Source organism: Tannerella forsythia (assembly GCF_001006485.1).
GTDB lineage: Bacteria > Bacteroidota > Bacteroidia > Bacteroidales > Tannerellaceae > Tannerella > Tannerella forsythia.
In genome coordinates this window covers 75,789-101,171 of the sequence record NZ_JUET01000119.1, presented here as the reverse complement: position 1 = coordinate 101,171, position 25,383 = coordinate 75,789, and the positions used below count along the sequence as shown (strand labels likewise).

Annotated in this window: 22 protein-coding genes; all 22 read right to left on the bottom strand. The window is 41.5% G+C overall.

The window, feature by feature from the left end:
- Positions 1–5: 5 nt before the first annotated feature.
- The 22 genes from Tanf_RS11055 to Tanf_RS10955 all read right to left on the bottom strand — a co-directional run bounded on the left by Tanf_RS11055 (position 6) and on the right by Tanf_RS10955 (position 25,382).
- Positions 6–1,928: a transglutaminase domain-containing protein gene (locus Tanf_RS11055; protein ID WP_046825892.1), complete on the bottom strand. Its 1,923-nt coding sequence runs from the start codon at positions 1,926–1,928 to the stop codon at positions 6–8.
- A gap of 93 nt (positions 1,929–2,021) precedes the next feature.
- Complete coding sequence (locus tag Tanf_RS11050) at positions 2,022–2,822, bottom strand: DUF1573 domain-containing protein (RefSeq protein ID WP_052449097.1); 801 nt, start codon at positions 2,820–2,822, stop codon at positions 2,022–2,024.
- 112 nt (positions 2,823–2,934) lie between these two features.
- Complete coding sequence (locus Tanf_RS11045; protein ID WP_014223829.1) at positions 2,935–3,960, bottom strand: 6-bladed beta-propeller; 1,026 nt, start codon at positions 3,958–3,960, stop codon at positions 2,935–2,937.
- Positions 3,961–4,083: 123 nt separating this feature from the next.
- Positions 4,084–4,317: an NVEALA domain-containing protein gene (locus tag Tanf_RS14455; RefSeq protein WP_041590566.1), complete on the bottom strand. Its 234-nt coding sequence runs from the start codon at positions 4,315–4,317 to the stop codon at positions 4,084–4,086.
- A gap of 263 nt (positions 4,318–4,580) precedes the next feature.
- Complete coding sequence (locus Tanf_RS11040) at positions 4,581–5,687, bottom strand: BF3164 family lipoprotein (RefSeq protein WP_080948626.1); 1,107 nt, start codon at positions 5,685–5,687, stop codon at positions 4,581–4,583.
- A gap of 45 nt (positions 5,688–5,732) precedes the next feature.
- Positions 5,733–6,782, bottom strand: coding sequence for a 6-bladed beta-propeller (locus tag Tanf_RS11035; RefSeq protein ID WP_046825889.1), 1,050 nt, complete (start codon positions 6,780–6,782; stop codon positions 5,733–5,735).
- Between the two features lie 175 nt (positions 6,783–6,957).
- A complete protein-coding gene (locus Tanf_RS11030) occupies positions 6,958–7,989 on the bottom strand; it encodes a DUF4221 family protein (protein WP_046825888.1) in 1,032 nt (343 codons plus the stop codon).
- A 392-nt stretch (positions 7,990–8,381) separates the two neighbouring features.
- Positions 8,382–10,247: a M56 family metallopeptidase gene (locus Tanf_RS11025; RefSeq protein ID WP_052449094.1), complete on the bottom strand. Its 1,866-nt coding sequence runs from the start codon at positions 10,245–10,247 to the stop codon at positions 8,382–8,384.
- Positions 10,248–10,253: 6 nt separating this feature from the next.
- A complete protein-coding gene (locus tag Tanf_RS11020; protein WP_014223794.1) occupies positions 10,254–10,613 on the bottom strand; it encodes a BlaI/MecI/CopY family transcriptional regulator in 360 nt (119 codons plus the stop codon).
- A 122-nt stretch (positions 10,614–10,735) separates the two neighbouring features.
- The gene (locus tag Tanf_RS11015) at positions 10,736–11,515 is read right to left on the bottom strand and encodes a polysaccharide deacetylase family protein (RefSeq protein ID WP_046825887.1); all 780 of its coding nucleotides are present in this window, start codon (positions 11,513–11,515) and stop codon (positions 10,736–10,738) included.
- Positions 11,516–11,547: 32 nt separating this feature from the next.
- The gene (locus Tanf_RS11010; protein ID WP_046825886.1) at positions 11,548–12,753 is read right to left on the bottom strand and encodes a glycosyltransferase family 87 protein; all 1,206 of its coding nucleotides are present in this window, start codon (positions 12,751–12,753) and stop codon (positions 11,548–11,550) included.
- A 208-nt stretch (positions 12,754–12,961) separates the two neighbouring features.
- Positions 12,962–13,882, bottom strand: a complete 921-nt coding sequence (locus Tanf_RS11005; protein ID WP_046825885.1) for a helix-turn-helix transcriptional regulator — start codon at positions 13,880–13,882, stop codon at positions 12,962–12,964.
- A 30-nt stretch (positions 13,883–13,912) separates the two neighbouring features.
- Positions 13,913–14,467, bottom strand: a complete 555-nt coding sequence (locus tag Tanf_RS11000; protein WP_046825884.1) for a type II toxin-antitoxin system death-on-curing family toxin — start codon at positions 14,465–14,467, stop codon at positions 13,913–13,915.
- 467 nt (positions 14,468–14,934) lie between these two features.
- Complete coding sequence (locus tag Tanf_RS13910) at positions 14,935–17,043, bottom strand: dynamin family protein (RefSeq protein WP_052449093.1); 2,109 nt, start codon at positions 17,041–17,043, stop codon at positions 14,935–14,937.
- Between the two features lie 3 nt (positions 17,044–17,046).
- A complete protein-coding gene (locus Tanf_RS10990) occupies positions 17,047–18,945 on the bottom strand; it encodes a dynamin family protein (protein ID WP_046825883.1) in 1,899 nt (632 codons plus the stop codon).
- A gap of 1 nt (position 18,946) precedes the next feature.
- Positions 18,947–19,339: a hypothetical protein gene (locus Tanf_RS10985; protein ID WP_046825882.1), complete on the bottom strand. Its 393-nt coding sequence runs from the start codon at positions 19,337–19,339 to the stop codon at positions 18,947–18,949.
- A gap of 6 nt (positions 19,340–19,345) precedes the next feature.
- Positions 19,346–19,972, bottom strand: a complete 627-nt coding sequence (locus tag Tanf_RS10980; RefSeq protein WP_046825881.1) for a hypothetical protein — start codon at positions 19,970–19,972, stop codon at positions 19,346–19,348.
- Between the two features lie 73 nt (positions 19,973–20,045).
- A complete protein-coding gene (locus Tanf_RS10975) occupies positions 20,046–21,014 on the bottom strand; it encodes an IS5 family transposase (protein WP_046825880.1) in 969 nt (322 codons plus the stop codon).
- A gap of 55 nt (positions 21,015–21,069) precedes the next feature.
- Positions 21,070–22,278 (bottom strand): dynamin family protein, encoded by a 1,209-nt coding sequence (locus tag Tanf_RS10970; protein ID WP_046825879.1) that lies wholly within the window; start codon positions 22,276–22,278, stop codon positions 21,070–21,072.
- An 89-nt stretch (positions 22,279–22,367) separates the two neighbouring features.
- Positions 22,368–22,625, bottom strand: coding sequence for a C2H2-type zinc finger protein (locus tag Tanf_RS10965; RefSeq protein ID WP_046825878.1), 258 nt, complete (start codon positions 22,623–22,625; stop codon positions 22,368–22,370).
- A gap of 25 nt (positions 22,626–22,650) precedes the next feature.
- The gene (locus tag Tanf_RS10960) at positions 22,651–23,256 is read right to left on the bottom strand and encodes a uracil-DNA glycosylase family protein (RefSeq protein WP_236684434.1); all 606 of its coding nucleotides are present in this window, start codon (positions 23,254–23,256) and stop codon (positions 22,651–22,653) included.
- Between the two features lie 707 nt (positions 23,257–23,963).
- Positions 23,964–25,382, bottom strand: a complete 1,419-nt coding sequence (locus Tanf_RS10955) for a DUF4270 domain-containing protein (RefSeq protein ID WP_014223783.1) — start codon at positions 25,380–25,382, stop codon at positions 23,964–23,966.
- Position 25,383: the final 1 nt, after the last annotated feature.

Sequence of the window (25,383 nt, the reverse complement as noted above, 5' to 3'; positions counted from 1 at the left end):
ATTCATTATCTAAAAAACACCTGTTTTTCATTCTCATAGATAAATAATTGTTCTTCGTATCCTCTAGTCAAGTTTCTCAACCATAATAATGCATTATAAGGAGCTTTATAATACAAAGCATTAGTTTCTGCCTTCTTTTTTCCTAAAGATTTCCATCCCCAATCTTTGTCAATATGGTAGAACAATTCATATTCATCTCCAATACGAATAAAATTATCATCATTTCTTGGTATGAATTGTAGTTTTTTTACATCATATTCCTTTTGCAGATCAATGATTATCGATTTGTTTTTTTCAATGCTTCTGTAAAATGACAATGGATCATTATCATGCATTTTATCTGACAAGATCGGCTTTTCATCAAGAACCCGATAAGAAATCGTATCTTTCATCTGTAAGTCTTGAAAAAATAATAATTCTGCGATTTCCAAATGGCAATCTTTTGGGGCAGTACATCTTATGTATCTTATTCTTCTTGATGGTTTAATTGTATAATTGTTGTAATTTGTTCGGATTGTGTCTGTTATCTCGAATAGGTCGTTTCCTGTAGAAGATGTTGGCATTTTGATATCCTGTATCTTTAGTCCGATTGCATTATCTAAATGTTTAATTATACGCTGAGGTAATTTTGTTTTTCTTGTTATTTTAATTAACTGAATTCTGCTTTCATCCGGAATAAAATAACGTACGCTCTTTCCGTCAAAATGGAAAGGAAAACTGACTGCGTGTAATTTATTCTGATAATTGTAATACAGGCTATAAATCATATCAGGACCAATATTGTAAAACTCAGCAACTCCTTTCTCTACATTTGCCGCATCAACCGGTAATAAAAAATGCCTTGTCAGAAAGACTTGACCTTCTACAATATTGGGCTTCAATATTAATGTAGACTTGCCATAGTAATCTGCTGTAATATCTTTTAATATTGGATTGTCCAAAATTTTCGATAAAAAATGCCCATTGAGATTTAGCTCATTCTTCTCTTTAATACTATATGTTTGTCGATATATTTTCCACTTGGGTCTTATATCATCATCATTATTCCCTTTTTTTATGTGGACATCCTCTATATCTTTCTCGAGCCAAAAAGGAATTGTTGCGTCTGTTTTATCTCTAATAGAATTCCAATAGTGAGCTTGACTTAATTTATCTGCATAAAACAATATGTCAATATTTACAGGTATGCCTAATGCCCGCATCATATATGCAAAAAAGGCAGTAGATTCTTTACATCCTCCTACTTTGTTTTTCAAGAGAAAGAGAGCGTCATAAACAGGTGGTTCCGCCGGTATCTTGTAATTGTTTGGAAATCCGTGTTTTGTAATGTGTCGAACTAACGCATTGCAACACTCGAGCATATCAGTTCCTTTATAGAGAGAATCTAAGACAGGAGAAAATTCATTATAATAAGCTTCTTTCCATGCTTGGAGTGGCTCATTGCTTATCCGATATGGAAGAATTGATTCACAAAATTCTTCGAATGAATAATGTTTATTCCATTCCCTGTGTCTCCAAATCTTAAATGAGAAATCAATATTATTGATTATATATTCAGACGTAATAACATGACTGTCAAAAATCTTTTCTGTAAGATCAGATTGTCGGGCATAAATAAAAGCTTCTAATGAGTCTTCTTTTGTGAAGTGATTGTCTCTTACAGACTTAGCTTTAAGTGTTTCCCATTTATCGTGATGAGGTATCTTATAACTGAAATGTATTGGCATATTCTTTATCAAGAAACGAGCAGCCTCTAATTTCAATGGCTCATTTTCATAATGTAATAACACCTTTTCTAATTCTCTCCGATTATTACCGGCAAACTGTAATGCTGCCTCCAACTCTGAATCTTTATTTTTACAAGAATGGATAAAAATAGCTAGAATAAATAAAAAAAGATATTTGATTAAGGGAGAGAGTCTTTCCATATGACATTATTACAACTAGTTTACAAGATACCTACATTATAGAGGAGAATGAGCTTTAATCTCAAATATGATCTATTCTAAGTTGACAATCTCTTAATCTTTTACCTCGCCCTTTAGATGTACTATTAAAGGTGAAGAGTCTATATTGCCATAAATAGAGACTGTTTTATTGATAGGCCCTGTCTTATCAGCATGATAGGTAAGATTAATTTCGGTGGTGTTATTGGAAGCAACAGGTTGCTTAATATAGTCAATATGTACGCATCCGCATGATGTTCTTGCGTCATGTATAATAAGTGGTGATTTACCAATGTTACGTATTGTAATACACGTTTTTGGACTATAACCTTTCTTTAGTACTCCTAAATTGATCTCCGTTTGATCAACTTTTACTTGGGTGATTCCCGATGATTGAACAAGCGGACTATACTTACCGTTTGATATGGTAGACAGATAGATATCTCTGATCTTCCGGTTATGGATGGGATTGCCAATGCAGATTACTTTATTCTCTTTGTCCAACAGGAAGCATTGATACATCTGATGAGAAGGGAAATGATTTATCTGATTTAGTCTATTTAGCTCATCAATACAGACTGGAATATTAATACTATCTTGTTTTAATAACAAAGGAATCTCACGTCGATCTTTAGGATAAAAAAAGAATAATATCGGAACTGCATCATTTGTCAAAGAATGAACTTCGGTTATAAAATCTTTCCATTTATGTAATTGTAGCTTACAGCTTGTACAGCCGACTGAATCGACATACATGATGATTTTATAATTCGAAACCGGAATGTTATACTGAACTGTGTCTTTTCCATATTTCGTGAAAATAAGTCCTTCGGGAAAGATGATTTCTTTTTCTTGCCATGATTTAACCATCTCCATAATCTCTTTATTCTTATTGTTCCTATGACAGGAAGATAGAATTATAGTGATCAAGACGATAAATATCTTCAAGATTACAAAGACATGTGTTTTCATTATGGAATAATATACATTAGTCTAATAATTCCTTTAAATCAAGATAAGCGAACTGAATGTCGTCGTCTAAAGACATGATAAGTCGCTTATTCTCTTTGTCGTAACAAAAATCAGATATATGATAGCCTGTTTCTATTGTTTTCAAATAGTAGCCTTCTAAATCAAAAATAATAAATTTAGTCGGCAGATAATCTTTGGATAAGCGATCACCACCAGAATATGAAGCTACTATTTTATTTTCACAAAAGACCACTCCCCCAAAATGATAAAGTTGATCTTGCTCTCCATTCTTCCAAGAATTTCCATATATATTACACATTAAATTACCGTTCAAATCCAAAATAGTGATCAAATCATGATTGTGATAGCATTCGATATATTTATCGTTTTCAATAGATACAGCCAATGCTATACGCTTCTTTTTAATTTTAGGATGAGTATATTTAATAGGAGTTATATTATCTGTTTGCATATTCCATTTTGCAATAAATTCGTTATAGCCAGAATTGCCTGTAGGAACGATAATTCTTGCAAAGGAAAGCGTGTCATTAACAAATTCATATTCACTTGGAAATTGAATCTTATTTATTTCTTTTTTAATATCAGGTGTATACAAAGGATTGCTAAAAATGCTGTCTATTTTATAACTGAATATTTTCAGCTTTCCATGATCAGATAGATAAAATTCTCTTTTGTCCTCATTAGTTGCAATGTACCCCATGTTAGTAATTTCACCAGGCCCTTGCCCTCTAGGCACTGCATTCATCACATGTTCAAAATTATTATCTTTATTCAAAATGCAAATTAACATATCCTGAGAGCGATAATCTGCTATAATTAAGTATTTATCTAAGAGAAATAGCCGATTAATCGCACCAATCATAGTTTTGTCTTCTGGGATTAGTATTTCTTTAACTTGGTCATGTACATCTACAATATTGTTCTTTCTATCCTGATATTTCTCGGTTTTAGAGTTGCTTGTGCAGCTTGTAAGTATTATAGCAAAATGCAAAAGTAATAAAACTATTCTGTTCTTTTCCATAAAAATACTTCTTTTTTGATGATTTTATATAATATATGGAGAGGGTTTTGTCCTCTCCATATTCATTTAATTTAAAAAACTTTGCTCAATCTTTTTCCAAAGAGAGTGAGCGTTATGAGCAATCTATTTTGCTTCTCTGTAACAAGGATACCAATCATAGCACCAACATCCATCCCCATTAGCAAAGCATCCATACTCACAATCCGCTAATTCTCCGCTTGCTAATGCCTCTACATTGCTTAATGTCATATCCGAGAGGTTGACATCATTTCGCATACTTTTACTTTTGTCCACTCCGTAGCTTACCGCTACCATCACTACGAGGGTAAATATTCCTCCTAAAATTTTTGTCTTCATTGTATTTAGTCTTTAAAATTTGTTCTGCAAACGTATAGCATGTTTTTGATATATCCAAATGTTTGTCTTGTTTTTTTTACTTTTTTAACTTTTAAACCCTTGCCATATTACCGAATGGATTTCATAAAACGTTCTTATTCGGTTTCCGAAAAAAACATATAGAGGAGCAATTATAGTTTATACTCTACCCATATTCCTTCGGGGTTATAGGCAATTCCATAGATGGAGTGATTTCTTTATTCCTCTATATGTCTACAAACTGCTTACTGCCCGATTTTTGTCAGTATCTCGCTGATATCGTATTTATGAAGGACTTCATCCTCAAGATCGAACGTGTAAAGCGTACGGTTGCGGAGATCGATATCGAATGTCGTGATAAAATGTTGTAATTTCAGTTCGGCTAAAGGCTTACCCTCCCAATCGAACAAATAAATGCAGGGTAATTTTTTTCTGCCGGTTTGATAGGTCTTTGCATCTTCATTGATATACACAACTCCCCAAAAATCAGGGAAAGTCGCTATGTCGTTAAACGTATAGATTCGTTCCCATAGTTTTTTGTTCTGAATATCTTCGATATCGTCTACTTTATCGCCGATACAGAGGGTTCGGGTAAACATTCCGTCGAGCGAATACATGTTCAGATAATTCAGTCCGACAGGCATTTCTACGACGATATTGCGAGCCGGATTGAATTTGGTGATGGTCGACAAGATGTTGATATCTTGCATTTCTTCAAGTTTAACGCAATTCAATGAATCAAAAACAGCCGGATGCAGTTGTTTGTCTCTTTCGATAAGATATCTGGTCTGCTGAGTCTGCTGATGGTTGGCTTCTTTGCAAAAATAGCGCGCGGAGTCGATGATAAAGAAGTTAAACAGAAAAGGCGGCAATGAATCCCGCATAAGATGCATGTCGAGCTTTCCGGTTTTAAGTGTTTGCGTAATATTGGCATTGAATACTCTCCCTCTTTGAAAGTCGTAGATGCCGGCATGCAACTCATCCCGCTCGTTGAAAAAAGTAGCCGAACTCACCCAGGGAGCCTGAATAAATTCGTTCGGACCATTTCCTTTCGTTAGCAGGCTACCCAAGTAATCGTATCGGGGCAAGGAATAACAAGCCCAAAGATTCTCTTGTCCTTTTCCGGAAAAAATAATCATCGTATCGCAAATCTGAATATCCTGTATACCGATGATGTCGATATCGGGAACCGTCTCGCCCGAAAGGGTAAAAGTCTGAGAAAATTCTTTTACATAAACGATCTGATCTTTGAATCCCATAAAAGAAGTGGGAGAGGTCTCATGCGAAATTTGACAACTTGATAACATGGAAAAACCCATGATTACGAACCATAAAAATACGTTTTGTTTCATCTGTTTCAGGATTTAATTTATAATGAAGTGTGTGTATTATGTTAGTTAATCCAATAATCCGTTTAAGTCAAGGTATGCGAATTGAATCTCATCGTCTAACGACATAATAAGCCGGTTATAGTCTTTATCGTAACAGAATCTGACAATATGATAATCTGTCTCCAATGTTTTTAGATGATTTCCATCTAGATCGAAGATCAAAAATTTGGTTGGAAGATTAATCTCTCTTTTGTTTATGACGAATCGATCATCTCCTGTATAAAGGGTTATAATTTTATCTCTACAGAACCATACATTCGTGTGGTAGCCTCTGGGCCTCGGATAGTCTTTGCCCCATTCCGGTCCGTATGTATTACAAATTAAATTACCGTCGAGATCGGCAATGGTCATCAAATCGTGGTTCGTATAACTTTCTACATAAAGATTATGTTCTTCAGATGCATCAAACTCATATCGTTTCTTCTTGATATCAGGATGTTTATACGGCATAGGGTTTATTTTATCTGTTTTCATATTCCATCGGGCTATTGAGAGATTAAAATCAGAATTACCCATAGCGATCATTGTGTTTATTATAGCCAGTGTATCATTGATATAAATATAATTTAGAGGAGCAATACTGTCATTTATACTTAACCATGTTTCAGGCTTATAATTTTTATTTTGAATAATACTGTCAAGATGATAACTGAAAATTTTCTTCTTCCCATGATCGGAAACATACAGCAAACGTTTATCCTTATTAAACACAATATGTCCGATTCGTGTAATTTCATCGGGCCCAATGCCCCTGTCTGCGGTACCGGTTATATAACGATACGTATTTTTATCGAAAAAAAGAAGTTGTTTTTCGTACGATTGATAATCGCAAATAATCAAATAATTATCGATTATATAAGGCCATGAATGAGTATTTATCAAAACATCTTCTTCAGGGATATGAATTTCTTTGATCCGTTCATGTACATTGACAACATGATCGCCTGCGTCGTAATGTTTTTCGGTTGTTTTACTCCGTGTGCAGCAAGAAAATGTAAAGGTTATTATTATACTTACAATAACTACTAATGTGTCGGATATAACTTTTATTTTCATAGTATTTTGTTTTTTTTATCTGATTTTTCTACAAACATACAAGTTATGACGATAAGCTCCAAATAGCCGACGACAGTTTTTTGTTTTTTTAAGACCTTGAAATGACTTCATTTATCACAAACACCACTTGGACGATAAGGATATATATCCGCTTCTTTTTCCGGCTTTTTCTTTTTTATCCGAAACGGAAAACGTCATACTTCATCTTGTCATCATCGGGAAATTCCGCGTTGGGATGGTCTTTGATGATAAAAAAGCCTTTTTCAAAAACGCCCCATCCTCCGTTCAGATTGTACGTGTCGTTCGACAGGGGGAATTCATCTATTACGTTTAAGTCCTGATCGAAGACCGTCAGAAATAGTTGCTTCTTAAAAAGCTGCTTATCAATCGCCATTCCGGCGGTAAAATCGATTCCATTTACATGAAGCCTGTAATAACGCTTCCTGTACGGGTCGTAATTGACTTCGTAGAAGTGAACATTTTCGATCAAATGCCGATACCAGTCTTCCATCGTGACCGAATGTGTTTCCGACGCCGTATTACGCGTATAGCGGCTGTCTGCTCCGTAAGTTTTCACGATTCCGCTGTGCAGGTCGATGGTGTACACATTCGAGTTAAAAGGAAAATTGTAGATCACCAGCGGAAAATGGTAGGTGACGTTAGGATGTTGCATCCATCCGTATAGATGTCCGACTCCTTGCTCGGCGCCGGTATACGGAAGGACTGTTTTTTTGTGTTTCTCCTGCCGTAAATCGGCCTCGTTAATGTAAAATATAGGTTCATCTCCCATTTTAAGGGTGACGTAATACATTGATTGGCTGTGTGTGTTGACATATAATTGGATCGAAGCGTTCGAATAGTTCGATGTATTGATGATGTATTCTCCTTCGTCGACCGTTAATTCGTGTTTTTCGTGTATGATGCCGGTCGTGTCGAGCAAGTAAACGATTTTGTCCGCCAAAATCCAGATCGAATCCGGCGATGTGGCGTATAATCCGTTTATTTCGCCGGCAACCGCCTGTCTTCCTTCGCGGTAGAGCTTTATATCGCGGACAACCCCGTTTGTAAAATCAAAAACGTCTAGAGCATGCGTTTGATCGTTATAACCGATTAAATAATCGTTCGTATTCAAGCTGAATGCCGCTAGGGTATGATAGTGGGGCAATGACGTATCGTCGAGGTCGATAGACAATGTATCTTTTTCCATTCCGATGATGGTTTCCGGGCTTTTTTTTTTTCTCGGTCACTTTCTTTTCGTGCGAACATGCGAGTATCATCAACACGCCGGCAAGGATTAAACAGAACTGTTTCATTTCGTTTTATTTACGCGTATATGTTTTGTTGTAGGGGTTGTGCCCTGTACCGCTTACTTTCGGCGCGTCAAAGATACGTATCAAAAATGTTTCGTGCATCGCTATGGGGATATTATTCCGTCGCTTGCCTATGATATACTCGCTCTCCTTGTCGGTAGGGGCTCTTGCTCTTATCTTTAGCGCGTTGTTTTTCTATACTTCTTCTACATATCGAAAGGGTGTGCCGAAAAAACGTTTCGGGCACACCCTTTTGAAATCGATCGCTTAGTAATTAGTAATCTGAGAACTAATTAAACTTCTTCTTAATTTCTTCGTTTCGGGCGCGTTCGTCGGCTGTCGCGTCCAAGGTAGTGATGATAATAATTTTCGAAGCGGTTTTATCCTTATGTTCCATCTGCCGGTTCTCCGTGTTCAGTACGTGTATGTTTTCAATCTCTGCGGGAGGGATGCTTTTCATCCGTTCGGAAAAGATTTCTTTGCCGTTCAGATAGTACCTGATAGGAGCCTGCCTGCTTTGTGTCTGCCGTGTCGTGTCTTTCTGTATGGAGCATACGGCTCCTTTGGTTAAGCGGAAGTTAACCGGTACAGTATATTCGACCGATACGGGTTTGCCGCGCTGTTTTCCGGGCTTCCATCGGGGCATCTCCTCGATGAGGCGAACTGCTTCTTTGTCTAACAACGGATCGACGCCCTGAACCACCTGTACGTCGGCCGTGTTTCCGCGTTCATCGATGATGAACTGACAAACTACGCGCCCCTGAATGCCATTTTCCTGCGCGATCACCGGATATTTGATATTCCGGGCGATATATTGCATCAAAGCGGCTTGTCCGCCGGGAAACTGAGGCATCTCTTCCACAACGGTAAAGATCGGTTCACCTTCGGATCCGGTTGATGGTTTGCGGTCGTTTCGTGTGGTTTTCTCGGAGGAGGTATATCCTACAACGACGATCTCATCGAGGTTTTCTTTTTTACGTTTCATCTCGATTTTCCCGACATCGCCCGAAGCCTTCGGTACAAGATGTACCGGCGCCATTCCGATATATGAGAAGTTCAACGTGTCTCCGGCCTGCATGCGAATCTGAAATCGTCCGTTCTCGTCGCTGATCGTGCCGCTGTATGTTCCGCTGATGAGGATGCTCACGCCTTGCAGCGCTCCCTGCCCGTCGACTACGGTACCCGATACGACGAGGGTGTCTTCTTTCTTCGTGTCGGACAGGTTTTCCGTATGTCCCTGCAACATGGGCAGAGAAGCGTCGAGCAACCCGGACATACGCTCGGTCATCGCGCCCGCGTTATTGGCTACGAGCAGCAACAATGCCAAGGGTAGCACTAAGGTGTAGGCCACCAGCTTCACTTTGGGCGATTGCTTGGCGTTAAGCATCCGGATGCGCTTTTTCAGCGGCGAGGTGTTGAATTGATTGGCGAGCGCGGCCTGCACGGGCTGATGCGCCATGCGTAATAAATGATACTGGTAGCTGCGAGCGTCGGCTCCGTCCTTCACCACGCGATGGTCGACGAGAAATTCGAGGTTGCTGTGAATTTCTTTCTTGAGCATCCATGCCATCGGATTAAACCAGCAGACGGCACAGGACAGCTCGGCCAGCAAGATGTCGAACGAATGATGCTGACGGACATGTATCTGTTCGTGTGCCAGAATCTCTTTCAGTTCTTCTTTCCGGTGCATCTCGGGATGTATAAAAATCCAGTTGAAAAACGAGAAAGGAGTAGCCGGCCGCTGCAATCGGCTGACGCGTGCGCCCTCCATCTCTACCTGTGGACTGCGCCACCGTAACCATACGAGCTGCGTCAGACGAACCATCAGCCGCAACAACAGAAATCCCGTCACCGCAAGATACAGCCATAGCGCGTAATCTCCCAATGAGTAGGTCGCGGGAGCTTCGACCGACGGTGTCACCGTCAGTTCCGGCATATATTGCGTATATGTAAACGCCGCTTCGGTCAGTGTGTGGCTACGCACAAACCATTTCGAGAAGTCGGTAAACGGATATACGACCGACAAGAATAAGATGCCTTGAAGCAAATACCGTCGCAAGGTAAAAAACGTGTCATTCCGATAACACCATCTGTATACCATATAAAACACAGCGATAGCCGCGTTTACCTTCAGTAAATAAGTCCATGTTTCCATCGTTTTCTATTTTTGTTTTTCGATAATACGGATAATCTCTTTCAAATCATCGGCCGAAATCTTCTCTTCGCGGGCGAAGAACGAGACCATTTCTTTGTACGAGTTCTGAAAATAATCGCGAATAAATCCCGACATGAATTTACGTTTGTATTCTTTCTCCGAAATCAGCGGTTTACACAAGTTCGTCGTTCCTACACGCCGCATCTTCAAATATTTCTTGCGATCCAGATTTTTAATGATGGACGCAAAGGTCGTGTAAGGCATGAGCGGCTTTCCGCTTTGTTCGTGATAGCTACGAATCGTGCCCTCCCCCTGTTGCCATACAATCAACATGGCTTCTTCTTCTTGTTGTGTTAATTTTTCCATGATTACAATCGTTTTATGTTACTAATCGAACGCGAATGTACGAATGTTTCGTAATGTTGATGCGAGAGTGATGTTAAAAGATGTTATTGGCCGATATTTTTTTCGTATCGCCCGTGAAGAAGTTATGACGTGGGGGGTAATGTTTCAATAAATTCGCGGAATGTTCCGAATGGTACGTTTCGTTTTCGGAAGAAACCGATCAACTTATCCAAACGTATTTCGGCATTATTTCCGGCATTGTGCGTGACCGTATATGGTAGTCCTTTGATTTGCTGTATGGGCATGAACTCCCACGGATGAAAGTAGGTGAGCAGGTAGCCGTCGTGCTTGTATGTTCGGAGTGCCAGTCGTCGGTAGAGGGCTCCGGGCAGGTGATGAAAAGACAGCCAGAAGAGCGGGAAACGTATGTTCGGAGTTGTTGAGGCGGGCAGTTGAAGCAGTCCGTTCTGCCGGAACCAAGTGCGCGGTTCGTGCCAATGATTGTATCGTCCGGGCAGGAAGGTGGGGTTGAGGGAAGAGTTGTAGGTGTATCCGGCCTCGACAAGCGCAGCGTCCGAGACGTTGGCCATGCGGGGCATGCGGAAGCCTCCGACGCATTGGCCGGTGAGTGTCTCCAAAAAGTCTTTCGAGCGTTTCAGGTCTGCTTCTTCAAAGGCGCTGTGCGCGTAGCCATGCGAGGCTATTTCGTGTCCGCTCTCACTGATCTCACGGATCAGCTCGGGAGCGTTCTCCGCAAAGCGGGCGGTGCAGAAAAACGTCGCTTTTACCTCATGGCGGGAAAGGCCGCTCAAAATCTTCCGGCAACCTTCGGACGAGATGCGGATCTGTTCTTCCCACGACAGTGACAGGCCGTATTCAAACGGCAGGTCAAATTCTTCGATGTCAAAACTAAGCAGTATCATAGGCAATTAGATGGCATGTTCTCTCTCTTTGGTTATTCTTTGTGGGAGGAAGGGCTGAACTCAGGCGTCCGGTTGTCTGCCGCGGCATAATCGCGGGTCATCATCTCATAGATCAGCTTGAACCAGATCAGCACACACGGCAAAGCTTTCAGCGCATAAGGTTGAACGTAAGGCCGGTAGAGGAATGCAGGAAAGAGGTCGGACGGTGACATGCTGGTCAGGACAAAGGCAAAGATAAGCAACGCGATGTCTCCCTTCGGACGCTTCCACGGAACGCCCCGGAACCAAACAGCTACACCTGTCAGGGCGATAATGTAACTGCTCGACTCGCTACCGGTACTGAACAGGACAACGAACAGCATGACGGAGACTAAAAACATCCGTCGGAACGTCGGAGAGGCATATTGCCCGGTGCGCAGATAGGGCAGGGCGAAAAGAATCAGTCCGGGGATGATCAGCCACATGTCGGAATAGTCAGGGTTGCCTGATATTTTCCGTACGATGCCCAACAACGAGATATTTTGGAAAAGAGAAAAATGGTTGGCAGCATTCTTGGCGATTAAGTCCGGTAACCATTCGCCGTATTGACGGAGGATGTATTCGGGAGAAGAATACAGCATGGGCAGCGCGAAAAACACGAGGCTCCATCCGATCAGGGAGAGGATCAATTTTGTTTTGCGGTGCGAGAAAAAGAAAAAGGCCAGTCCCACAATGCCGTAAATCTTAACAAACAGGCCGATGACAATCAATAAAGCCGCCCATACCTCCTTCTCTTTTTCGATACAGACGAAGATAAGTATGAGCATCGCGCCAATAACAATATTGAACTGTGCCAAACAGAGTGCCGTGTACAGTTCGTTGGCGCAAAACCACATGATGAACAGAAGCTTTTTGCGCTCGAAAGGGAGTGTGCGTATGGCTATGAACAGCAAAGCGCTCATGGCTGCAAGCCACAGCAGGTATCCGAACTTTACCGGAAAGAGGGCAAACGGTGCAACAATGAAACTGAACGACGGACCGTAATGGTTGATGTCGTGATAAATTTCCGGATATTCGGCATAGAGTGGCATTTGGTGTAAGACATGCCAAAATACGTTTCGGAAGATGATAAAATTATTGTTGGGATGTTTGAGCAGCCATGCTGCCAGCGTAGCCATGCCCCATACAACGCCAACAGTCGTGTAGCGGTTGAAAACAGGATGGCGAAAGACGTTCTTGATGTTTTCTCTCCAATTCATGAGTACTTGCCCTCTTCTTAATTTTGACAGAAAATAGTTCTTTTTGAGTATCCGTTGACTGATGCGGCAAATATAGCTGTTTTTGTATGGATGTCCGTTGTTTTTACATAAATTATATTTTGTTTGTTTTGTCGGTAAAGAGGAAGGGGGGCATGAACGCCTCCGTCTTGATTTTCATCAGGTCCTATGCAGAATTCGGCATAGGACTCTATCCTTCCCGGTACAATGCGTGCATTTCTTCGACCATGTAACGAAGCTCGCCTCGTACCCATTCGGGCGAGAGAAGTTCGACTTCGGCACCGTGCGAGAGGACTTCCTGAAAGAAGTCGTACGTCGGATAGAGCCGGTATTCGAAGACGGAATAGTCTGTATAGCGTTCCACCTCATTCTGCGAAGGGTGCAACGGCAACGAACGGAAATACTTGCGTTTATTCCCCGCCTCGGAGACTTTCAGACGGATCGTTTCCACATCCAACTCTTCGGGGACGACAATCACCCCGAAAGCATCGGCAAAATACGTTTCCGCATCAAACGTATCGGGGAAGACGAACGATTCGTCCGTCGGTTCTATCCGTTTCATCCGGTCTAAGGCGTATGTCCGTATCTTCCGGCACTCCGGCTCGAAGACCACCACATACCAGCGTTGCCGGCTCACTTTTACACAGTACGGATCGGCCAGAAAGGTTCGGGGACGCTCACAATGAAAACTTTGATACGTCATTTGCAGACGCCTGTCCGTCTGCATTGCCTCGATGATGGTCATCAGCAATTCGTTACCCGAAGGGATGCGCTCGAACAGGATGCGCGCTTTGAGCTTGCGACTCTCCTGAATGATGTTGTTGACCGCAAACGAACTCAACAGCCAGCTCTTGATATGATCTTTGCTGATGTCGTCCGTATTTTCGATACGATAGGTATAGCCGCTGCTCGCGTTGCAGATGATATTGAGGTCGAACGTCTCTTCGATAGCCCGCTTGTAATCGTCGAACGTGCGCTTGGGCAACGGCCGGCCGTCGTCGTTCAGCGAAGAGTTTTCCCACGCTTCCGCCAGCTCTTTGTACGTGATACCTCCCGTGCGGAAGAGCCGGTCGATGATCCAGATGTATTTCCGGAATTGATGCTTTGCCATAGAACGATCGTTATATTGATAAATTGCTTGTTATTCGTTGTTTGCATTGATCAGGCAGACCGTCAGCCGCACCATCAGGTCTTTCTCCTCGGCGGGACTGCATGCAATCATCAGCGTAAGCGCCACTAATGTGTTGTCCGCAATACGCTTGCTGCCATTGTTTCGGTAGAGCAGGCCGTTGTGATGCATAAACCACAGAAACAGCATCGCGGCAATACGCTTGTTGCCATCGCTGAACGAATGGTTCTTTACCACCAGATAGAGCAGCATGGCCGCCTTCTCTTCGGCCGACGGGTATAGCTCCCGGCCGTCGAACGTTTGATAAATCTGTCCGATAGAGCTGTGGAACGACCCGTCTTTCTCGTTACCGAACAGCGGGCTACCCCCAAACCGTTCCTTCAGGCTATGGATGGCTTCCATCGCCCCCCTGTATGTGGCGCGAAACCGAGGAGGACCGCTCACGGCCTCCACCTCGATTTCACGATAGTCGTACTGATCCAACAGATCCAACGCATAACTGTAATCCGCCACGACCTTATGCAGCGAACAGCTCTCCGCAGTAACTATTTGTTCTTTTTCTGTCATCTATATCCGTTTATCTATGTATATTTTGTCCTTATCGACACCGCAAAATTACGTATAAGCTACGCAGAAAACCCGCAGAGGGGGGGGCAGAATGAAATTATTTAAATGAATATCCGTGTTTGTACCTAAAAGCTCCATTAAACTATTTAATAACAATAATTTGGACGTATGGATTGGAGCAAGAAATAAATTTCTGTATATCAGTAATATATAATTAATTTTAGGCATATATACGGACATTCATAATTATTTAAATGAATATCCGTGTTTGCACCTAAAAGCTCCATTAAATTATTTAATAACAATAATTTAGACGCATGGATCGGAGCAAGAAATAAATTTCTGTATATCAGCAATATATAATTAATTTTAGGCATATATACGGATGTTCATTTTAAACTTTCAAGAAGCATTGTAGAATAAGTAGTGTATGCTTTCAGAACATTATTACCTCTGTGAATAAAACATTATAGAACTGTCAATTTCAGCCCAGCAAGTTCTTGTACCTGCGCGGTGATAAGTGCTTTTTTCTCTTCCAACTTTTTCCGCTTCTCCTCTACGTTATGCTGTTGTTTTTCCTTATTTTCTTTTTGAGAACGGACTCTTGTTAGTTGTTCTCTAAGTGGTTCGATTAGCTCCTTAACAAAACGACTACGTACAAACTCTATAATTTTGTCCTTGCTCTTGAATGCATGCTTAAGATAAGGTTCTGGATCAAAATCTCTGCTTAAAGAACTAATATAATCAGAAATCTGAGCTACATTATCGCCATGAGAGAAAACGTTGTTCGTTTTTTCCAAAATACCGAATGTTGCTCCATTAAGGATTCCGCCACAGATTTCGACAATAACATCTCCCCAAGTAACTTCTTCTTCTGTGTCAGACTCAGAAGAGAACAAATCACTCTTTTCCATCTCCATGTTCATTCTATTCTGAGTGGACTTTATAAAATAACGAGAATCGAAATCAGGCAAATACCTCAACAAGATTTCTTCTGCATCAGAGAAGAAATCAGCAACACTTCGCTTCAACTTCCTTTCACCTTCGTCGGAAAGTTGCTCTGTGGCACGCTTCAGTTTCCTTGTTGTTAGACTCTGCAATTCCCTGTCAAGTCTTGGTAGTATACTCTTAACACTCTTTAAACATCCCCATTCATTCTGAACGATATTTAGCATTCGGTTACATGAAGCATCCACAAGGTCCTCCAATTCATTACCACCTTTTCTTACAAGATTACGAATTTCTGCATCAAGATCCTCTCCCAGTGAATTGATTTTCCTAGAGATTTTTCTATCAGCCTTTGCCAGCTGTTCTTCTCTTTCATCAAGGTCAGAATCAGACGCAGAAAGGAGTGTAATCTCATTAGACAGCAATTTGATTTCATTCTCATTATCCGACTTCAATTTGTCTCCGGCAGCAAGAATCGCATTCAGTGGCTTTGCAAAAAGAATCTTACCCTTCTCATTGTCTATCATATTCCGTACGGCTTTAATAAACTCATCCAAATGACTCCACTTATACATTTCGTCCTGCGTACTGATGCCAAAGTTAGAGCAATGACGTTTCCATGCAAAGTCAAAGCTATCCATCGAACTAATCTTACTCATCGGCAATTCAGACAGCAAGGCCATCTCGGCAGACAATGGGATTGGCTCAACATCATCAAGAATCTCAACAAGCGAACTGTCATTACATTCGCGACATGCCTTTCTAATCTCCTGCTTCACATAATCCTTTATCTGGTTTTCATCCTCAGGATTAGTCTCACTACAGTAAGGAATATCATATTTATTGATACCCACAAGCACTTTACCTATACCACACTGGCGTACATTCTTGAAAATAATATCCCTATCAGTGGCATCGAACGGGCGACCGGCATAAAGCATCATTATAACAACATCCGCCTTTGCAAGAAAAGCCTTGGTACGCTCTTCACGTGAAACAATAGGATCATTGAAACCCGGAGTATCCACCACTTCAACCCCCTTCAGATATTCATGAGGATAATAAATGGTGACAGATTTCGTAAAGGAAACATACTTACCGTCAGCGCCAACATATTCTATAAGTTGGTCAAAACGGTCCTCTTTTGTTTTACCGAGATAACTATTCAAAGAAGAGCCCAATTTGCTTGCCTTAGATACCAATTCCTTTGCTGCCTTTATTTTTGAAGCATCAAGTGCATCAACAGCATCATTCTCATTTCGCGAGGCTTGCATCTTCTGTTCTGCCCATTCATCTGCGGTATAGAACTCTGCGACAATGCGCTCTTTCTCTCCATACGTGATAACCGAAAGTGCAGCGGTCATAGGTGTAGTAGCTGCAGGGAGAATGTCATCCTTAAAGACGAAGGAATTCAAGAAGGTTGACTTACCACACTTCATCTGACCGATTACACCAATCGTCAGTATATCCTTCTCTATTTTCTCTTTTATCTCTTCCAAAGAGATAATTCCTTTATCAGCTGTAGCTTCCTTTGTTGCAGGAATCCATCCATATTCCACAGCCTTCGTTGCAAATTTAATGAGCTGCTGTTTCTTAACCTGCAACTCCTCAAACATATTGTGTTCCATACATTACAATTCTTTTGTTACTTTCTTGTATTGTTTCAGGCAGTCATTGATATTCTGCCATGCTGATTTAATATCACACAAATCGGACCATTCTTGCTGAATATCACTTGCCTTATCTATACGGTCACTAACTTTATGAATAACATCATTGAGCCTATCAATTGATATTTGATCAATTAAGCCTACAAAGTCATTATATTCATCTTTTGACATTTCAAAACGATCGCTTCCAAAAAAATGGGTTTCCCATCTCGGAATATCACAGAGTTGCTCGCAATTTTGGCGGAGTAAATTGATACTCTCATTAATTTCCTCAATAAGATTATCTCCATCATAATACAATTTATTATACTTCTTTTGTCCCTCGTCAACAAGCCCTATAAAAATACTTGAAAGTTCGTCTAAGTCCTCTTTAACATCAGACATAAATGCCTCGCGAGACTTAATCTTCTTAACATTATGAATTGGATTCATAATATCCTCAATAGGTGCTTTAGCTGAAAATCTGACAAATTGTTCCACTTTCAGTTCTTCGTCTGCCAAGGTCTTCTTAATAAGTTTCTCCACTTTCTGTATCTCGGATTCAGACTTAGTGTCTACCTTATTAATCACAACATATAACGGCTTATTGAGTTTCTCCTTAATGATAGAAATAGAACTACGATTTACTGTACCCGCATTCACGTCGAACACCCAGAAAAGCGCATCGCACTCATTAATGACGTCAATAGTACGTTCACGATCCTCACTGTCGTTTGAATTAAAACCTGGCGTATCAAGAATACTTAATCCTTTGAGATTAGGATTCTTATAGGTCATCACAAAGTACTTGATAAGAGAAGAGACACCCTTTACTTGGTCAAGAATCTCCTTTGAAACCTTTTTGAAGGTACCTTCTAAAATCTCTTTACGTTTCCCATCACCAGAAATAAAACTATACGAAACAGCTGAACCACCTGCAATATATGTAGGAATGGCTGTCGTCGCCTTAGTACTTACTGGCAGTTTAGGAATATTCGGATTATCTTGGGAGAGAATTCTATTAACTATAGAAGTCTTACCGGCAGAGAACTCACCCACGAAAGCAATCGTTGTTTTACCATCCAACCAACATTTACGCTTTGTAGCTGTCCACTGGTCGCAACTATCCATGATATACTGCTTCTTTGCATCGAGTGCTTTATCTCCTTTATAGTCATTCCATGACATTCCATAACTCTTGAAGAGGAAAGTGTTTAAGTCTATATATGAACCTTTCACAAATGATTCAAAAGCAACAATACGCTTATACAGTTTCCGTGTATCCTCCGTACTGATTTCCTTTGCCGAAAGAATTTCCTGAATGAAGTCCAAAGAACCCATCTTGAGTTTCAGTTCTTCCACCTTATCATCAAGCGCCTGACAAACAGAAGAGAGTTCATCTCTCAGGCTTGTCGCGTTCTTCTTTTCCTTGCTAAGATTATTTTGAAGTTCAGCAATGTCATCATCCTTCAAACGGACCTTTTTTTTCAAGTTAGAGATGTCATCTTCATTGTCTTCAATCTCTTTTTCAAGATCCTCGATTTTCTTTTTCAGTTTTTCAGTCTGAGCTAGCTGTTCCTTTACAGTATCATCTAACTTTCCATCAATAGCATTTTGTAACTGCTTATCAAGTTGCTCACATTGGTCATTGGCTTCCTTTAATAGAGCCTGATATTTGGACTCTATCTTTTCTATCTTGCCCTCCAATTCAGAGTCGTCAAGAACCTTCTTAACTGTTTCTGCAAGTTTTTTCTTCAGTTCTTCATTTTCAGTTTCTAACTGAGAAATGTTACTGCTGGATGACTTGTTGGAAAAATAAATCCAAAGGAAGATGACAATAATAATATCTATAATGACACATACGAGCATTGTTGTATCCATACTATCCCATCTTTTCTTTCATGAGAGAAATCTGTGCAGCTTGGGCTTCACAGGCGTCTTTATATTCCTTAACCTTACGTGCAAGATCATCATTCTGTTGACGCAGAGACTTCAACTCGTGTTTAGCTTTGTTGAGTTCGTCCTCCAAGTCGTCTTGTTCATCATCATTCTCTTTTGCCTTTCTACGAACCTTTTCCAACTCTGAGAGGAGGTCTTCGATTTGACGCTCTGCATCCTTGTTACGCTTACGGAACTTCTCATTCTCAGCATAGAGCGTATCCAGTTCTCTCTGTTTGGCATCATTCTTTGATGAATTACCTACAATTTTGTCTTTAAGAGCTACGCCAGCAATACCACCAACGACAAGCCCACCAATCAATTCTATCATTTTCATTTAATCTTATAAAGTTAATAGCATCGTTTTATATTCACGCAACTGACTCATTCTCTGCTCAAATTGTTCCTTCTGCTCTTTACACTCAGTCTTCAACTGATTCAAGGCTTCAGTCTTCTGACCAATCAATTCTGTAGCCTCCTCGCCCAGAGATTCTCTAACTGTATTGACAAGTTGTTGAGAAATCTCACACAGTCTGTTCTTGAAATCGGGAGACAAGGACGAATCAATATAATTGCGTATTGCACGGATACGCTGCGGCTTAGAGAGAAGTTTATCTGTAACAAAACCTACCATAGAGTCTATCAGCCCCTTATCACTACCAACTCTTGTAGACAGCCTTTGAGCTCCATTCTCGATAGTCTCGTACTTATCAACAGCCTTTGAAGCAAGACTAACTGCTTTTTCAATTCTGTTAACAGTTCTTTTGTTAGAAATAATACTCCCCACATCCGACACTGTATCGACAACGTCAATCGCTTTGTTACCAGCAAGTGCACCCTCTGCAGCTGTGGCAACAGCAGCAACACCACCAGTTGAGGCAACTACAGCAACAGTGCCGACTGCTGCTGCAGCAATGACACCAACCTTAATCCAGCGATCATATTCATGTCCCATTGAATTCAAATCCATATTATAACTCAGACCGACTTTGTTGCAACGGTAGTCAAGAGGTTATTTTTCTTTTCTGCCGTTACGCAGTTAATTAAGATACTTTGTAAGCATCGGGCATACCTGTCCCGATGAATTTGTTTAACATCAAACATTTGAGTTTTACTTCGGTTGTCTGATTTTTCAGTGTTCGGGCATCTAATTCTCCGCCGAAAATCGTCTTATACCGGAACATGGCTACTTCGTTGAGACTTCGTCGGTGGTAGCCGTTTTCCTGTTTCCAACGCTTGGAGCCGTGTTTGTTTATCTCTTCCACGGCTCTATTGCGCTGAATCAGATAATCGGGCAAAGGTGTCTTTTTACTACCCTTTTGTATTACCGCATTTTTGGGAGGCGGGATAATCTGAAGAATGTCGCTTCCCAAAACTTCCCTGAATCCGAACTTGTCGTATGCCCCGTCCCCGGCAAATCGTTTGATATTATTCGTCTTATCCTTCAACATATTAGCTCCTACCGAAGCGTCATCTTCATCGTTACCAGTTAATTCTACCGACAGGATTTCCTGCGTATCCAAATCAACGCACAGGTGAAGTTTTTGCCACGTGCGACGCTTGGAATAGCCGTGTTTACGCACTTTCCATTCGCCTTCCCCATACACTTTCAATCCGGTGGAATCTATCCCCACTGCTAATTTCTCGCCTCTTGCCAACCTGTCCCCGATTTCTACGGGAAGGCTGTTCTGTCGGCGGCAAAGCGTGCTGTAATCCGGTACGGGCAAATGACTTTTACCCATCAGCGTAAATAAACTTTCAACAAAACCCGTACTCTGGCGTAGTTTCAGCCCATAATTGATTTTCAACAACAGGCAGCATTGGATAATACTGTCGCAATAAGTCTGTTCTCCAACTATCTTTTGCTTCTGGGAAGCTTTCTCCCATTCATTCAGTACCGAATCATTTATCCATAAAGTCAGACGTCCCCTGTTGCATAAGCTTCGATTGTATGCTTTCCAATTTCTTATTTTGTATGTATCTTTGTGCGGGGGTGTTGGTAAGGTACTCATATGTATCTACATTTTTAGTTTGCAAATACAAAAATATACCAATAACCCCTATTTTTTATACCGTTGCAACAAAGTCACTCAGACCTGTCATCTGGATATTAGAAATATCCATATTCTCCAATGAACTCAAGGATATTTCATTTTCCGTTCCTCGCTGTCGGTTTGCCTTCTCACGGATAGCATTCTGCACACCATTTCTATAACTATTCATTAACAAAGATGCTGTACTATTGATTACCATAAGCGCATCATTGTCAAAATCAGTACTCTTACCCGTTACGAGTGTATTGAGTTTATCGAACACTGTATCTTCAAACTTACGAGTAGTAGTACGCTCCTGCTCTACAATATCATCAGACACCGACTCAACAAGACGCTCTATATTGCGCTTAATCCTCTTAAGTTCTGATTGACTCTGCAGAATAGCTTCATCTAAATTCTTGTCAGAAGAAGATGCCGACATTAAATCCTCAATACGATCAGCCATGAACTTCGCAATATCTTTTAGGCGTTGCTCATCGACACGTCTCAAAATATCCTTTTTCTCATGCTGAATAGCATCAAACAATGAATATAAATCTGAAAGTAAGTCTTTTGTAGCAGATACAACAGCTACCTGTTTCAAGGGGATTTCACAGTTCTTGCTAATGTGTGCTTTAGCTGACTCGATATCTCCTTCTGATTTGGTATCACTTTTGGTAAGCACCAAATAAATAGGTCGTTGAGACAACTTAATCATCTCAATAAAATCTGTCAGAGAACGAGTTATCTGCTGATTAATATCAGTAACGAGCAGTATTCCATCAGCCTTAGGAAGAAAATTCACAAGGGTCTGTCTATGCTTAGGATTAGGGGAAGAAAGTCCCGGAGTGTCAACAATGATAGTAGAAGAAGGTACGCGTGTAGATGTATCGAACACGGTTACAACTTTTGCATCTGCCAGCGCATCGTTCTTCAAGTCACTTATCTCAGAAACTTCTATACGATTGCCATCTGCATCAATCACCTCTGCACGACAAGTGTCACAACCAAAATGTACTTCATAGATGGTTGCAGTAGTTGGCTTCGTTGCACTTTCCAAACTTTTACTATCTGTCAGCGCATTGACAAGCGTTGTCTTACCCGAACTAAACTCGCCCACTAAAGGAAGAATTATATTTGCATTCTCCTGCTTTGAGCGCAGTTCTATTAATGATAATTCTTTAGCAATATTGCTAAGACCTAAAAATTCAGCTATGCTTCGTAATTGTTCAATCTTATCCATGATAATTTAATATGTAATTGTCATCTATCATGCTTTCATCTATATATATAGTACAAAGATAAATAGATTAATATCTCTCTTCTCCTTTCTCACAACGCCGGGGCGTGTTTGCCGTGATTGCTTCCTTTAGGATGGCGGGGGCAGGGACCGATTACCATCGCAGCGATGGTGGGATACTCCTTTCCGCAATGCTTGCAGGTGTATATTTTCTTTTCTCCTCCTTCGTAAAGTTTGTGCTTCACCCGGTTAGACCCGTCCGGATGACGCGGACAAAGTCCGTTCGTCAGTTGTTGTACGCTTGGATACCGCTTTCCGCAGTATTCGCAATAAAAATTCTGTGTTCCCATACATTATATATATATTAATCGTTTGTTATTTCATGTCGCGGATAAACGTGGAGATGGCTACATGCCAATATCCGGTTGTAAATGCGGCCGAAGGATGGGTGATGGGTAACAGTCGCACGGTATGACCGTTGCGGAGATCGTACGCCCATGTCTCGATGCTGTCGCCCTCGGGCAAGATCAAGTCGTCGAGCTGTCTGCCCCGTTTAGGAAGGTTGTCATACAGCCGTTTGCCCCATACCAATACGCCATCGGGTCGATAAGTTTCCAGCACTTCGAAAAAAGCCGCTTCGGAATCGGCAAACTCTTGTCGTGTCGGTTCTTTACGCGGCCCGGAGATCGGACTTTGCACGTAGTTATAAAAGAGGATCCGGTTCCACCATTGTTCTTTTTCGGCCAGCGAGAGCGGCTTTCCGGCCAGTGCCCGCTCGAACTTCGTATACGTATTCATAAACCCTTCGTGCTCGCGGTCAGGCTCGAACAACAGGCGGATGATACGGTTGGTCATGCCGGAGTCGGCATCACACGGGTTAGCGCAGTAATGACTTTCGCCCAGCGCCATCATTCTTTTTCCTTCTATGCCCATCGTGTATGCGCTGCCTACCCACGGGGCGAATCGTACGTTCTTCATCATATTGTTTGTTTTGTTTTGAACTGTGACCGAAAGGCAAAAAAGAGAGGGACACGTCCCAACTTCTGCTATTCACCCGGTTCGGTTCTGGAAAACCTTGGAGTCTGAATAAGTAAAAGCACAGTCCATGCCCCTTATGCAGGGTGCATCATATGCTTCGACAAATTATTCTCAGACTCCCTTGTTGAATTTTCCAGATTTAACCGGGTCTAATAATCGGTCTGCAAGTTTTGCAAAATATTTTCAGCGTCTTATTGTCGCATCTTTATCATTTTTTTACACTCGTGCAAAGTAAATGATTTTATTCTGACGCAACAAATAAATCGGCTGTTTTTTTTTGCATGGACTGTTTTTCTTTATCTTAGCTCCGTCTTCCCGACTTTTCTCCGGGTTTTCAGTCACAGTTCATTCATCTTTGTTTACATAATAAATTCGTTATTCTTTTTATTAAAACGATGCAAAGGTAGGCGTGAGGTGCGCAGGAACACCGCAGAGGTTGATAAAAAAAGAGATTTTTTGCGTAGCCACGCAAAAAAAATCACAGGGTAAAATGTCCTATCCGGATTCGGAGGTCTGTCCGTGTTTAAGTCTTTTAGAATTTGGACAATCTGAAATGAAAATAAGCTGAGAGAGCCTATGTTATTCTTCCAAGCCCGTCGTGAGGCTTGGACAAGAACCGTCCCCCATCCCGTGAGGGGCGGGGGGATCAATCACTTGCCTGTATATTTGTTGGAAACGACAACGATCTTCATATGTTCCTGATCAATCGGGAATTTTACCCCCGAAAGCATCAGGTAATTATGGATTGCTCTTGTGTAGTAGCCCGTTACATTTCCGAATCGATCCGTTGTAGTTGCAAAGTCTCTTTCTACAGGCACGATCAGAAGGCGAAGGTCTTCATCCGGTTTTTCTTTAATGTGTATATTCAGTAAGTTGATGATGTTCGAAAAATAATACGTCCGGGTTGCCGGGTCATAGCCATACTGCGTGCTTACGCGTGTATTGTCCCTTGAGAGGAAGGTGGTTGCATTATTTTCGATGCTCCGGTTCTCAAAGAATGTCCGTAGCGAATCTTCGGGCATAAGCATCAGATAGGGAGGCGGAGACATCGCGTACTTCCAGTTCTCTTGGGGATCATATTTCAAGCTGAGCATCAAATTGTTTGTGAAACGACCTTTTATGGTCTTGGCAATTTCCCGGCTCGGAATCACTAAGCGGGGATAAATGCCGGCAGGTGTTTTAACATACGCATATTGATCGTTCGGCGTCAGCAATTTCTCCTCGTCGGTATGCAGGAATCGGCTGTGCTGTATCACTTCCTTCGTAACCTGAAACATGACGGAGTCACGTACCAGCGTGTCGTTCTTACTGCTCTTCGGGCGCCGATAATAAAAATACAATTGCGTATCGCTTACATTCAAAATATTTCCACTTCCGTAATCGGTCGTGATATATAATCCCGGGAAAAAACGGTTGAAAGCTTCTTGGGTAGCAAACGATGACGGGTTGTTGACCGTTTCGTTATAAAATCGGGTGCCCCATTCTCGCGGCAACGCGATCTTTAGTGCGTACCTTGCCTGTTTAATCTCCCTGTTCGTTTTCTGGTCTTTCCGTCCCGTTGAAACAGAATCGCTAAAGCAACCGGATGTTGTATATACTTGTGTTCCAAACACATTTTGCATATCGCAGTAATCTGCGGGATTAAGGTTGGTATAATAGTTCTTTTCGATAGGTTTGTTGACCGCATACGCTCTGGCTCGCATCAGAGCCTGCCCGTCTCCATTCCAGAAATAGAAGCGGATATTCAACTTCACCGAATCCACCTCTCCCTGGTGAGGTTTATGAGGGAACCGGTAATTTTCAGCGCAATAAAACTGACACAGATAGTCTGACTTCAAATGTCCGTATAACGGGTCATAGATTTCCCCCAGCAAGCCTCTTGTGGTTTTGGCATAGAGCGAGTCCCGCTTCACGGTGGAGGCCGTCATCCGAAACGTATCGGTATAGACCGTATTACGATCCCCCTGCGGTTGAATCGTAGAACCGACCAAGGTCAAGTCGTCGTTGCATCCGCTGAAAAGTGAAATTCCTCCTAAGAGCAGGAGGGCTGCTGCATGTTTTATCTTCATC

What these genes read in the sequence shown, in the direction of transcription:
- Tanf_RS11035 (WP_046825889.1), bottom strand. Translation starts at nt 6,782, where the DNA reads ATGAAAATAAAAGTTATATCCGACACATTAGTAGTTATTGTAAGTATA.
- Tanf_RS10965 (WP_046825878.1), bottom strand. Translation starts at nt 22,625, where the DNA reads ATGGGAACACAGAATTTTTATTGCGAATACTGCGGAAAGCGGTATCCA.
- Tanf_RS11045 (WP_014223829.1), bottom strand. Translation starts at nt 3,960, where the DNA reads ATGGAAAAGAACAGAATAGTTTTATTACTTTTGCATTTTGCTATAATA.
- Tanf_RS11055 (WP_046825892.1), bottom strand. Translation starts at nt 1,928, where the DNA reads ATGGAAAGACTCTCTCCCTTAATCAAATATCTTTTTTTATTTATTCTA.
- Tanf_RS11015 (WP_046825887.1), bottom strand. Translation starts at nt 11,515, where the DNA reads ATGATACTGCTTAGTTTTGACATCGAAGAATTTGACCTGCCGTTTGAA.
- Tanf_RS10975 (WP_046825880.1), bottom strand. Translation starts at nt 21,014, where the DNA reads ATGAGTACCTTACCAACACCCCCGCACAAAGATACATACAAAATAAGA.
- Tanf_RS10960 (WP_236684434.1), bottom strand. Translation starts at nt 23,256, where the DNA reads ATGATGAAGAACGTACGATTCGCCCCGTGGGTAGGCAGCGCATACACG.
- Tanf_RS11050 (WP_052449097.1), bottom strand. Translation starts at nt 2,822, where the DNA reads ATGGAGATGGTTAAATCATGGCAAGAAAAAGAAATCATCTTTCCCGAA.
- Tanf_RS11000 (WP_046825884.1), bottom strand. Translation starts at nt 14,467, where the DNA reads ATGACAGAAAAAGAACAAATAGTTACTGCGGAGAGCTGTTCGCTGCAT.
- Tanf_RS11010 (WP_046825886.1), bottom strand. Translation starts at nt 12,753, where the DNA reads ATGAATTGGAGAGAAAACATCAAGAACGTCTTTCGCCATCCTGTTTTC.
- Tanf_RS10980 (WP_046825881.1), bottom strand. Translation starts at nt 19,972, where the DNA reads ATGGATTTGAATTCAATGGGACATGAATATGATCGCTGGATTAAGGTT.
- Tanf_RS11005 (WP_046825885.1), bottom strand. Translation starts at nt 13,882, where the DNA reads ATGGCAAAGCATCAATTCCGGAAATACATCTGGATCATCGACCGGCTC.
- Tanf_RS11020 (WP_014223794.1), bottom strand. Translation starts at nt 10,613, where the DNA reads ATGGAAAAATTAACACAACAAGAAGAAGAAGCCATGTTGATTGTATGG.
- Tanf_RS11025 (WP_052449094.1), bottom strand. Translation starts at nt 10,247, where the DNA reads ATGGAAACATGGACTTATTTACTGAAGGTAAACGCGGCTATCGCTGTG.
- Tanf_RS13910 (WP_052449093.1), bottom strand. Translation starts at nt 17,043, where the DNA reads ATGGAACACAATATGTTTGAGGAGTTGCAGGTTAAGAAACAGCAGCTC.
- Tanf_RS10990 (WP_046825883.1), bottom strand. Translation starts at nt 18,945, where the DNA reads ATGGATACAACAATGCTCGTATGTGTCATTATAGATATTATTATTGTC.
- Tanf_RS11040 (WP_080948626.1), bottom strand. Translation starts at nt 5,687, where the DNA reads ATGAAACAAAACGTATTTTTATGGTTCGTAATCATGGGTTTTTCCATG.
- Tanf_RS11030 (WP_046825888.1), bottom strand. Translation starts at nt 7,989, where the DNA reads ATGGAAAAAGATACATTGTCTATCGACCTCGACGATACGTCATTGCCC.
- Tanf_RS10970 (WP_046825879.1), bottom strand. Translation starts at nt 22,278, where the DNA reads ATGGATAAGATTGAACAATTACGAAGCATAGCTGAATTTTTAGGTCTT.
- Tanf_RS10955 (WP_014223783.1), bottom strand. Translation starts at nt 25,382, where the DNA reads ATGAAGATAAAACATGCAGCAGCCCTCCTGCTCTTAGGAGGAATTTCA.
- Tanf_RS14455 (WP_041590566.1), bottom strand. Translation starts at nt 4,317, where the DNA reads ATGAAGACAAAAATTTTAGGAGGAATATTTACCCTCGTAGTGATGGTA.
- Tanf_RS10985 (WP_046825882.1), bottom strand. Translation starts at nt 19,339, where the DNA reads ATGAAAATGATAGAATTGATTGGTGGGCTTGTCGTTGGTGGTATTGCT.